The sequence below is a fragment of the Rhizobium sp. SG741 genome, from assembly GCF_012275435.1.
Classification (GTDB): domain Bacteria; phylum Pseudomonadota; class Alphaproteobacteria; order Rhizobiales; family Rhizobiaceae; genus Rhizobium; species Rhizobium lusitanum.
In genome coordinates, this window is record NZ_JAAZQP010000017.1 from 1 (window position 1) to 11,336 (window position 11,336).

Genomic DNA, 11,336 nt, shown 5'->3' on the forward strand with positions numbered 1-11,336 from the left:
GCGTTGAGGGCGAGCAGGTCGGTCTGGCGCGCGATTTCCTGAACGATGGAAATCTTCTCGGCGATGGTGCGCATGGCGTTGACGGCGCGGTCGACGGCCTGGCCGCTGACCTCGGCATCCCTGGCGGACTGGCGGGCGATCTTTTCCGTCTGGGCTGCATTGTCGGCGTTCTGCTTGATGTTGGCGGCCATCTCCTCCATCGAGGCCGAGGCCTCTTCGGCGGAGGAGGCCTGTTCGGTGGCACCCTGCGAGAGCTGCTCGGACCCGGCCGATAGCTGCTGGCTGCCCGATGATACGTTGTCGGAGGCAGACAGCGCATCGGCGACGACACCACGCAGCCGCTCGATCATCGCGTTGACATGGCCAAGAAGCTCGCCGATTTCATCCCTGGTGGTGATTTTGGCGAATTCCGTCAGATCGCCCTCGGCAACCGTTTGAACCGTGTTGACGGCGCGGTTGATGCCCCTGTTGATCGAAAGAATAATCGCGATTGCCGAAACGAGCGCGATGATCGATGCCGCAGATGCTATGGCGATCAGGATGGACCGTGCGTTTGCATAATCGTTTGCAGCATCCTGGTCGGCCTGCTTCAGCCGGGCGCGTTCGGTTTCGAATATCTGGGCCAACACACTGTCGATCTTGGCGCTCGTTTCACGCGCCGCGGTGGACGAAACGTGAAGCGCCCCGGCGCTGTCGCCGGCAAGCATCATGCTGCGAATGCGGTCGTCGGCATCACGCCAATTGGCGCTAAGATCCTTGATCTGCGACCAGAGAGGCATGTCCTGATCGGTGGTATTGTCAAGGATCTTGGCGAAATCGGCGTCAAAGGTCGTGCGCGCGGCATCGCTCTTTGCGATATAGTTCTTGGTCTCGTCGACCGAACCGGACGACAGCATGTTTTTCTGCTGCCTCAGCTGTTGGAGAACGGCGATATCCAGATTCTGGGCCAGCCGGAGACGTTCCGCGGGTCCTGACAGAGTATCGGACCAGTTATTGTTGACCTGGCCGAGGGTTGTGATGCTGTAGATGGCCGTGCCAAGAAGCATGGCGATCACGACAGCAAAGGTTAGAAGCAGCTTGAGCTTTATCGTAAACCGCATTTGTTAGCTTCCTTGTTCCACAAATTATGCCGTTGCTCTGACCGCACTTGCCCGCTGCGAAGAGAATATCGCCTGCAAGTTCGGGATGATGATGAATTCGCGTTCGCGCTTTACGAGGGCGTGGATGTAATCGGCGCGCCAGCGCATGCCGACGATGGGGGGCGGCTCGCTCGCGGATAGCGATAGCTGCGTGACTTCGTGAACCTTGTCGGTGCGGATGCCGATCAGCGTCGTCTCGCCGTCGAGCTCCAACTCTGTCACCACGATGCGGCTGTCGATCGTGACATTGGCCGCTTCCATGCCGAAAGCGACACGAATGTCGGCCAGCGGGATTACCTTGCCGCGGAAATTGATGACGCTGCCGACGAAGGGCAGACTGCCGGGAACGTTGGTTTCGGGCAGCAGGTCCAGAATTTCCTGTACGACGACCGCGTCGATGGCGAAGGTTTCGCCATTGAGGCTGAACGTCAGAACCGAAAGCTCTTCAGCGTCTTTCCAGACAGCGCGATAGTCGGATTTCAAACCTGTCTCACTCATCCTGCTGCCCGCAATTGCGCCTCCTGATGTTGTCCGGCTGCGATCAGATGCGCGACATCGAGGATCAGAGCCACGTTGCCGTCACCGAGGATGGTCGCGCCTGAGAAAGTCGAGACTTGGTCGTGGAGCTTCGACATCGATTTGATGACGGTCTGATGGTCGCCGATGATTTGATCGACGACGAGGCCGACCTGCTCGCTGCCGGTCGAGATGACCACGACTTTTTGATAGGGGTCCGGCTCGGTGCCGGTGCGAAACAGTTCGCGCAGGCGAAGGAAGGGCACCAGCTTGTCGCGCAGCGAGATGAAGCTGCGGCCGCGCGACCGCAGATCCTGTTCTACCGAGAGCTCGAGGCATTCCTCGACGGCGGTAAGCGGGATGACGTAGCGCCCATTGCCCACCCGCACGAGAAGCCCATCGATGATGGCGAGCGTTAGCGGGATCCGCAATGCGATATCGGAACCCTTGCCGAATTCGCTCGTAATATCGATCGAACCGCGCAGCGTCTCGATCGTCTTCTTGACCACGTCCATGCCGACGCCGCGGCCGGAGAGGTTGGTGACTTTCTCCGCCGTGGAAAAGCCGGGCTGAAAGATGAGTTGCAGCAGGTCCTTGTCCGAAAGCTGGGCGCCGGGCTGGATGAGCCCGTTGGCCTCGGCCTTCGCACGCACCTTCTGGCGATCGATGCCGCGACCGTCATCCCTGATGGAGATCACCACTTCACTGCCGGTCTGGTGCGCAGAGAGGATGACTCGCCCGGTCATGGGCTTGCCGGCTGCGGCACGATCGTCCGGGCCTTCCAGCCCATGATCGATGGAGTTGCGCACAAGGTGAACGAGCGGGTCGGCGAGGCGATCGATGACCGTCTTGTCGACTTCCGTAGTTTCACCCTCGGTGACAAGCTCGATATCCTTGCCGGTCTCGCGTGCGAGATCGTGGACCAGGCGGCGGAAGCGGCTGAAGAGGCTTGCGACCGGCATCATGCGCAGGACCATCATCGTGTCCCGCAGCTCGCCGGCCAGACGCTCGATCTCTTCCGAGACCGAGCGAAGGCCGAGATCGGCAGCCGAATTTGCCATCTGGCTGAGGCGCGACTGGGCAATCACCAGCTCGCCGACCCGGTCCATCATCTCGTCGAGACGCAATGCGGGAATGCGGACATTGTCCGCCTGCTTTTGCGACTTTGTATCGGCAGGCTGAACCTTGCCTGCCTCCGTCGGCGGGATTGCGGCTTTGGGTGGCTCGCTCGCCGGCGACTGTCGTGGGCTCAGGGCGGCGGGCGTGGGATTGGGTTGTTTTGGAGCCGAATGCTCCTTGAGCTCCATCGTCATCTCGTCCATCACGAAGATGAAGACGTCTTCGATCTCGGAGCGCGGCTTTTCGGTTGTCAGATGAATCGTCCAACCGATGTGAAGATCGCGCGGATCGAGGTCTTGAAGCGGCGGAATGGCCCCGATATCAGCCTCGATCCGGCACTCCCCGAGCTCGCGCAACTCGTCCAGAAGACCGAGCGGATTGGTGCCGTTGGCCATGGAGTTGGCTGGGAGGCTGAATTTCAGCTGCCATGCCTTGGCCCCGCCGGCGATGGAGCCAGAGCTGATCGAGGTCGAGGCCGGCGGCGTGATAACGGGCGCTGCGGGCGCATTTTGCGGGGCAGTGGCGCCAACTGCATTACGCAGGTTCTCCAACAGAATGGAGCTCATGGCTTCATGATCGCCGTTCGGATTTTCCAAGAGCGCCTGCATGTGGCCCTGCGCGTCGAGAACGGCGGCCACCAGCTCCTTGGTGGCCGCAGCCTCGCCCCTGCGAACCCGGTCGAAGGCCGTTTCGCAATGATGGGTGAAGGCGGCCAGTTGATCGAAGCCGAACATGGAGCCCGATCCTTTCAGGGTGTGAAGCCCCCTGAAGACCGCATCGATCTGAGCCCTGTCGCTCAAGTCGCGCATCAGATCGAGAAGTCCGGCCTCGATCAGTTCGAGCTGTTCGGCGGCCTCTGTCCTGAAGACGGCGATCGGATCGAGATCGTTCATCTGCCCAGCACCTTGCGCGCGATCTTGACGAGGGTATCGGGCTCGAAAGGCTTGGTCAGCCAGCCTGTCGCGCCGGCAGCCTTTGCCTGCTGTTTCAGGTCGCCGTCCGACTCGGTGGTCAGGAAGATCACCGGCGTTCCCATATAGGCCGGCAATTGCCGCAGGCCGCGGATCATGGTCAGCCCGTCCATATTGGGCATGTTGAGATCGGTGACGATCAGATCGAAATTGCCAGCCTTCAGCTTGTTGAGGCCGTCGGCGCCATCAACCGCTTCGGTGACCGAATATCCGGCGCCGGTGAGTGCAATGCGCGTGGTCAGCCGAATGCTGGCGGAATCATCGACGGTGAGAATATTGGCGCTCATGCTGCTTTTCCTTCTAGCCAGAAACTGTCTTGTTGCCGGTCCCCGCAAAGGAGACCCGCGCGCTGCAGGACGGCCAGAAAATTGCCGTCTGCCGGCTTGTTCAAAGCGATCGTCACACCCGCCCGCTCGGCCGTGTGTCGGGCGGAAAGAAGTAGTTGCGGCAGGGTGAGATCGATGTCCGCGTTGCCATCTATGTCGATGATCAGGGACCGGCTAAGCGATGCCGATTCCTGAAGGTAGACCTGGATGATGTCCCTTGCGTTTGTGATCGTCTTGATGGTCAGTGGACCGCGAAGATGCAGTATTTCCATTTGTCCGCTCATGCCGAACCTCGGGATAGTTGAAATGTGGGCGCGGTTTTCGACGTCTGCTGCGGCGTCACGGGATCGCCGTCGGACAGCTGCAGCTCGAAAAGACCCTTTATATCCGCCCAGCGGCGGCAGAAGGCCGCGACACAGGCGGGATCGAAATGCGTTCCGCTGCTGTTGACAATCTCGCGGAACGCTTCCGCAATCGGCCAGGCGGGCTTGTAGGAGCGCTTGGAGCAGAGTGCGTCGAAGACGTCGGCTATGGCGACGATACGGGCCTCAAGCGGGATGGAGGATCCTGAGATTCCCTTGGGATATCCGGTCCCATCCCATTTCTCGTGGTGGCTTTCGGCAATCCTTTGGGCGGTCTGGATCAATTCGCTTGAGCTGTCGTTCAATATCTCGCTGCCGAATTCGGCGTGCCGCTGCATTTGGCGGCGCTCCTCGGCGCTCAAGGGCCCGGGCTTTGAGAGAATGGCGTCCGGCAAGCCGATCTTGCCGACATCGTGCAGGGCGCTGCCAAGAAAGATCATGCGGGATTGGCGTGCGCCCACACCAAGTTCCTCGGCGATCATCCGCGCGACGATGGCGACCCGGTCCAGATGGTCCGCCGTCTCGCCGTGGCGGGCGGCGATCGCCTTGGAGAGGCGCCAGATGATTTCCTCCTCGTGCCGCTCTACCGTCTTCATCGCTGCGTCGAAATCGCGCTGCAGGCTTGCCGCCTTGGCTGCGAGTGCCAGCCGCTCCTCTCCGATGCTGAGAATGTTGCGAACGCGTATCGTCAGCTCCGTCTCGTCGATCGGCTTGGTGAGGAATTCGGTGGCGCCTGCCTGCATCGCAGCCAGCTTGATGTCAGTCTCCTTGCGGGATGTGATCATGATAGCGGGAACGTGGGCCGTAAGCGCATTCCTACGGACATGGGTGATTACTTCGATACCGTTCATGTCCGGCATCATATAGTCCACGAGAATGAGGTCGGGCGTTTGGTCATCAAGCCGCTTGAGAGCCTCTCTCGGCTCCAAGAACGACAGGACCTCGCTGCCTCTGATCGCTTCGACCGCTTGGCAAAGCTTGGCGACAACGGAAGGACTGTCGTCTATTACGAAGATGCGCATAGTGACCCCGCTAAGCGTCCGCGTTGTCACGCGCGGATCCGCTCACGATTATCGGCTTGGATGTTTGGATGACCTTTCGGATGAAAGGGCCGCGTCACAATGATTGTGAGTCTTGGCTCAGGTAACGAAATCGTTAAATGGCTAACGGTGCGTTAAACTCGGCTTCAACCAGTGCGCGACTTTGCAATTAACTGCGATAAAGTGATAGCGTTGCGTTTTTCTGATATAAAATGCACGCTGGAGTATCAACGATGACGACCAGTGCGTGTTGAAGACGGCGAAACGCCGTATAGGGCGCGATAGCGCGCAGCAAAATATCCCATGTGACTGAAGCCCCAGCGAGCAGCAATATCGGATATGTTCTCGTCTGCATTGCCATGAAGCAGATCATGGTGGATTTGCTGCAACCGCAATCGCTGCACATAGCTCAAGGGGTTCATGCCCAGGTTCTGCCGAAAGGACATCTGCAGTCCGCGGACGCTTTGTCCGGCGTTCCTTGCGATGTCAAGAACGGTGAACTCTTCCCCCAGGTGCGCCCGGATCCAATCCAGCGCCCGCTTCAAATTGCGAGGGCGCGCCGTCTGTGGCGTGGCTTTTGCCGCCGATCTTGGCCATGACTGCACGAAAGTGGCAACAATCGCCTCCTTGAAGAGGGAGGCACCAAGCGGCGAGCCGGCAAAGAGATGATCATCCGGCTCCAGAAGCAGGTCTGCCATTCGATAGAGCGTTCGCACACCTTTGTCGGCGATGTCGGCCATTCTGTCGAAACGTCCGAAGAACAACTCAGGATCTTCGTCCGTCACATCTATCAGCGGCAGGCAGAGCGCGCGTGGTATTGCAAGTGCGATCTTGCGGGCGTCGCGCGAGGCTCTGAGCCCTATGAAGCCGTGAGACAGCAACATGAACGTCGTTCCGGCCGTTGCCGTGAACTTCTGATCCTCCGTTTCAACCTGAAATGTGCCGCTCTCGACGAAGTGCAGTTCTATGCGGTCGCTGTGACGAAACAGATAACGGATTTCATAACCCGTTTCGGAAAATATCTTCCAAGCCGTCATCTTCCGAATCATCGCGAGCGTCACGTCGATGTGAAAATCCGATGCTTCAGATCCCCGGTTCAGGGAAACCGATATGTTGGTTGCCCTCAGGCTTTCCTGTAGCTCCGCAGGCTCGCAGGACGACCATGCATATTTGTCGACGGCAACATTCATCTTCGTTCAATCAGCTTCGACGGGCTTGTTTGCGGGTAAATCGCAATCGGCACCGATGGCCTGAAAAAGGTACTGGCGCTCTCGAGGTAATGTCTACTCCCCGGGTCTTGCCCAAAGCTTTAGCGCTCTCAATCCGAAAGCTGAGGTTGCTGATCGGCCCATTTCACACGTCATGTTAACTCCGTATTTCTTTGTTCGCTTTAGTTTGCGGTAAGCGGTCTTAGGCGGAGTCCAAAAGAATTATGGTGCATGCAGCGACAAGCCGGCAATTTACTCTTCCCGAGGATGATGTCATCGGTCGGTTGGAAGGCGCCCGGCTGCAGATCGAGCAGCGTTTTCTGGACGGCGGCGCCGTCCTTCTCACGGTGACAGAAGTTCTGGCCAAGCTGGTCAATCTGCTGGAAGATATCGGCGGCTCGCTGAAGGAGGAAAACGCAGCCGAAGCGACCGCCCGGCTGCTTCAGACAGTCGATCTGCTCAACAAGTTGCCGCCCGCGGAAGTTCGTCGTCAGGAGTGCGTGGTCTCTATTGGTCAAACCGGGCGGCTTCTCGCCACGCAGGTCCTTTCCATGGAAGAAACCCTGCGGTACCTCAGAACCTTTGCTGCGACAGCGAAAATTGCGGGCGCGCGAATCCCGGATTTCTCCAGTTTTGCCAGCGAGATCGTCGAACGCATCGAGTTCGCCACCGGCGAGGTCAAAGCACTTTCGGGGCAGATCCGCGTGCTTGAAAACGGGATAAAATCAGCGGCGGCAAGCGAGGACGGCTCGCTCGGACAATATCTGGATGACATACCGTCCATCGTCCAGCGCCTTCTGTCGAATGCACAGGAGATCCAGACCCAGCGCCGCGGTCTGTCGACATTGGCCGATACCGTTGCCGGGCTTGCGCGCCGGATTCAGAACAAGGTCGCCCACACCCTCTCCGCGATGCAGATCGGCGATATCACCCGGCAAAGGGTTGAGCATTGCCAGGCCGTCTATTCGATCACGGATGCCTATCTTGCCTCCCAGTCGTCCCTCAATCTTTCCGCGACTGATCGCAATCGCATCACGGCTCTGACGACGACCCTCGTCTTCGAGCTGCTCAGCGAGACAACGGACGGTTTCAACCGCGAGACCGCAAAAATCGTCGACAACATCCGTAGCTTCAGGGACGATATCGGCACCCTGCTCGACCTCTATCAAACCATGATGTCGCAGAGCGGGCAGGACGGGCGCAGCCCGATCAATTCGCTGCGCGGTGATCTTTCCGCCGCCCGGGCAGTCGTCGATCGCATTGATGTCGCCGCGGCCGGAGCAAATCGGCTCAGCGAAAAGACGAGCGAGATGGTCAAGGAGCTGACCACGAGCATTCTGACCATCCAGCTCGTGCGTCGGGACATCCAATACATGGCGCTCAACACCAACCTGCGCTGCGGCAAGCTTGGCGAAGAGGGGCGGGCAATCAACGTGGTCGCCGGAGAGCTGCGCTCGTTCGCAGCGCTTCTCGATGAAGATGCGGAAAAAATCCTTATCGGGTTGGGCATGCTTGAGGGCCAGACTGCCGGCCTGAAGGACTGGCGGCAGAGCGATGACCAGGATAGTTCGTCGGGTTCCGGGGCGCATATCGATGCCGCTTTGCTGCACATTACCGAGGCTGGCGCATCCATGGATGTCAACGTGAAGGAGCTTCGCCGCTGTGGCGAGGATATGACCTCCAAGGTCGCCGAGGTCGTCAACAGCCTGGATTTCCGGGCGGGAATCGGCGAAACGCTCGCATCCTGCACGGAGGAAGCCGGTCGTGATTATTGCGCTGTCGAGGATTTGATCGGGCTCGAAGCGCCGCTAGCTGCCATTTCGGAGCGCATCGCGAAGATCTATACGATGGCGGCAGAACGCGAGATACATGCGAGTGTTTTTGGCGTGGCGACAGCTCCGGCCAGTCACGGACCGACGACTGGCAATGATGAGGAGTTGTTTGCAGAGGCTCTCTTCTGATCAGTCAGGTCTGGAAATCACCGAATACGTCCTGCCGCCGGTCAGGAGTTTGACGCGCTCGTCCACTTTGCCGCATAGCAGGACGATGATGTTGCGAAGAAGTAGATCCATCACCGCTGTTGTGGTTGCCGCGCAGTCCTAGAGGGGCGCGCGCGAACCCTGGGGGTGACGAGCGATCTTCCCGGAAGGCGATGGCGCTTGCAACTTGTAGATCGCGCGGTTCGCCATATACCGACAGCCCCGCAGGCAAATGCCACAATCTGCGGCCCTCAAATTCCGTCGTCCTTTTTAAGCTGTCGAAAATTATCGACTCTGATCGACCGTTTCCGCAGGTAGGTTGGCGTGCGCTCGAGGAGGCGGAAGATCCTGTCGCAGTGGCGGCGGAGCAGCTGTCACAATAAGAGCCAAACGAATTCGCCGTATGTTGATGGCCGGGTCGTGCCCAGAAGTCCCGCTTGGTGGTGGTTGCGAGCGGGCGTAGCAGCATCGCTGCAAAGCATTCGAGATCACTATCCTCTATAGGTTGAGTTTTTTAATCGACAACTCAACCTGATCTTAAAGATTACGCCTTATAGCGTGAACCATGGAGGCAACGTCACGTCGGCATGATCTGGATTTTATCAGGGTCGCAGCATTCATGCTGCTGATCGTCTATCATGTCAGCCTGATGTATAACTCCAGGGGCTTTCTTCTGAAGGCACCGGACAGCTCTCCCATCTTTGACATCATCCATCTGTGGACCCACCCTTGGCGCATGTCGCTGCTGTTTTTGATCTCAGGCGTCGTCACGGGGATATTGCTGACACGGCAAACTCCCGAGGTGCTGAGGAAGGCGCGAACGAGGCAGTTGCTGGTTCCGCTGCTGATTGGAATGCTGTTTCTGATCCCTCCCCAAATGTATGTCTGCCTAAATACCAGCCTGGGGGTCGACATCAGCCTCCGAGACGTCTTCTGGCACTATCTGACCCTGACGCCCATTCCGCTGCCCAACGGACGTGAGGTCAATCTCTTCTGGATGCAGCACCTGTGGTACCTCGCCTATCTCTGGACCTACACCGCAATCCTGACGCTTGTCGTATCGGCCTGGCCGAAGTTGCTGCCCCTCGCGGGGGATCGGCTGGCGCCCCGGCTGGCGGGCAAGTGGATACTGATATTTCCCGCCATACTGTTCATCTTGCTCAGGCTCACGCTGCGGCCGGCCTTCCCCCCGACACTCAATATCCTCACCGACTGGTACAGCCATAGTATCTATCTGATGTCATTTCTGCTCGGTGTCGTGATGGCCATGCGCAGCGAATACTGGGAGGCGGTCGTCGACGCGCGAAAACCCGCCCTGATCCTTGCGCTGGGTTGTGCGGTGCTTCTGACGATGCTCTTTCCGGGCCTGCCTGCCGGCGAGCCTGACATGTGGCAGGCATTTTCGGGAAGGGTGCTTGCCGGCACGTTCCAATGGTGTGCGATCGTCGCAATTCTCGGATACGCAAAGATCTGGCTGAATTCGGAGAACGCCGTTGTCCGCTATCTGAACAGGGCAGTGCTGACCTACTACGTGCTTCACCAGACGGTCATGTTGGTTATTGCCTACTGGTTGCGTGAGTTTGGGTTGATGTCCGCCTCGTCTTTCATCCCGATCGTGGTTGCGACGCTCGCCGTCTGTGCGTTGTGTTACGAACTGAAACGACGCCTGGAAATCTCCTGGAAAGCCAGGATCCGCGCTGGCATTGCCTGACGCATGGATATCTCGATGTTCACCCGGCATGGGCTCCCTGGAGCAATCTCTCCGGTTCAGGGTTAAGAGGGCGTCCGGTGCGCCGACAATCGGCCCCGGCTTTCCTGATATCCACTCGCCGCACATTCCCGAGGTCGAGAAGATGACCGATCTTCTGTCCTTGCCGCGAAAGCGTCTTCGGGACTTAGCCGCAGGCCTTATCAACATCTTAAATGAAGGATCGGTGACGGAACCTGTTGACGCAAATTTAACCTCGTCTACTATATATAGTGTTCGAGGTTCCTTCGATTCGCAAGGATTGGAGGCTAAGATGGGAATACGGTCGATGAGCATGATGCTCGTCAAGCCGTAGCTGCCCCCGCAACTGTGAGCGGCGAGTATTTGTTCTGCATGTGCCACTGAGGAATATATGCCTCGGGAAGGCAAGAGCAAATACTTCGACCCGCAAGCCAGGAGACCTGCCTCGAGCAATAGCGTCCACGGGCGGGGTGTCCGGATGGCGAGCGATGGTTTGCGGCAGGTCGCCGTTGTCGTCGCTTTCCCCGAAAGGCCCGCAAAGGTTACTTCGAGGTGTGAAGTCCATGTCTTTGAGTATCCTTATCTGCCTGCACGACTGACGGCCGCCTAAGCGTCCGGCAGTCGGTTGTGCCCGCCGCCATTTTTCAGATTGCCGAACGGGTGTCGCCCGACGCCCGGACGATCTCGCACGCCTGTCATATATACGAGGACATCCATGAGCATTACCGTCTACAGCAAGCCCGCTTGCGTCCAGTGCACCGCGACCACACGCGCCCTCGACCGCCAGGGTATCGATTACACCATCGTCGACGTGTCCACCGATACTGAAGCCTACGAGCTGGTGCAGGGTCTCGGCTATCGTCAGGTCCCGGTCGTTATCGCCGGCGAGCAGCATTGGGCTGGCTTCCGTCCCGACATGATCAGCGCGCTCGCCTGAGGAACCGGGC

At 58.8% G+C, this 11,336-nt stretch carries 10 protein-coding genes and 1 riboswitch; of the genes, 3 read left to right on the forward strand and 7 right to left on the reverse strand.

The window, feature by feature from the left end:
• From FHT29_RS30300 to FHT29_RS30330, 7 genes are all read right to left on the reverse strand, one after another.
• A partial coding sequence (locus FHT29_RS30300) for a HAMP domain-containing protein (protein WP_168600841.1) occupies positions 1-1,100 on the reverse strand: 1,100 nt, incomplete at its 3' end.
• Positions 1,101-1,124: 24 nt separating this feature from the next.
• Positions 1,125-1,637, reverse strand: a complete 513-nt coding sequence (locus FHT29_RS30305) for a chemotaxis protein CheW (protein WP_037191739.1) — start codon at positions 1,635-1,637, stop codon at positions 1,125-1,127.
• Complete coding sequence (locus tag FHT29_RS30310; RefSeq protein WP_168600842.1) at positions 1,634-3,667, reverse strand: chemotaxis protein CheA; 2,034 nt, start codon at positions 3,665-3,667, stop codon at positions 1,634-1,636. The genes FHT29_RS30305 and FHT29_RS30310 overlap by 4 nt, the downstream gene beginning before the upstream one ends.
• Positions 3,664-4,032, reverse strand: a complete 369-nt coding sequence (locus FHT29_RS30315; RefSeq protein ID WP_034509986.1) for a response regulator — start codon at positions 4,030-4,032, stop codon at positions 3,664-3,666. Before FHT29_RS30315 ends, FHT29_RS30310 begins: the two co-directional genes overlap by 4 nt.
• Positions 4,029-4,355, reverse strand: a complete 327-nt coding sequence (locus FHT29_RS30320; protein ID WP_092574250.1) for an STAS domain-containing protein — start codon at positions 4,353-4,355, stop codon at positions 4,029-4,031. The genes FHT29_RS30315 and FHT29_RS30320 overlap by 4 nt, the downstream gene beginning before the upstream one ends.
• Positions 4,352-5,455 carry an HD domain-containing phosphohydrolase gene (locus FHT29_RS30325; protein ID WP_168600843.1) on the reverse strand — a complete coding sequence of 368 codons (1,104 nt, stop codon included), beginning with the start codon at positions 5,453-5,455 and terminating at the stop codon, positions 4,352-4,354. The genes FHT29_RS30320 and FHT29_RS30325 overlap by 4 nt, the downstream gene beginning before the upstream one ends.
• Before the next feature lie 245 nt (positions 5,456-5,700).
• Complete coding sequence (locus FHT29_RS30330) at positions 5,701-6,510, reverse strand: AraC family transcriptional regulator (protein WP_168600844.1); 810 nt, start codon at positions 6,508-6,510, stop codon at positions 5,701-5,703.
• A 395-nt stretch (positions 6,511-6,905) separates the two neighbouring features.
• Here FHT29_RS30330 and FHT29_RS30335 point away from each other — a divergent pair, with 395 nt between their 5' ends.
• From FHT29_RS30335 to nrdH, 3 genes are all read left to right on the forward strand, one after another.
• Entirely contained in the window at positions 6,906-8,642 is a 1,737-nt protein-coding gene (locus FHT29_RS30335) for a hypothetical protein (protein ID WP_168600845.1), read from the forward strand.
• Between the two features lie 583 nt (positions 8,643-9,225).
• Positions 9,226-10,371 carry an acyltransferase family protein gene (locus tag FHT29_RS30340; protein WP_168600846.1) on the forward strand — a complete coding sequence of 382 codons (1,146 nt, stop codon included), beginning with the start codon at positions 9,226-9,228 and terminating at the stop codon, positions 10,369-10,371.
• Positions 10,372-10,630: 259 nt separating this feature from the next.
• A riboswitch (cobalamin riboswitch) is annotated at positions 10,631-10,852 on the forward strand.
• Positions 10,853-11,104: 252 nt separating this feature from the next.
• Positions 11,105-11,326, forward strand: a complete 222-nt coding sequence (gene nrdH / locus FHT29_RS30345; RefSeq protein ID WP_037191719.1) for a glutaredoxin-like protein NrdH — start codon at positions 11,105-11,107, stop codon at positions 11,324-11,326.
• Positions 11,327-11,336 lie beyond the last annotated feature (10 nt).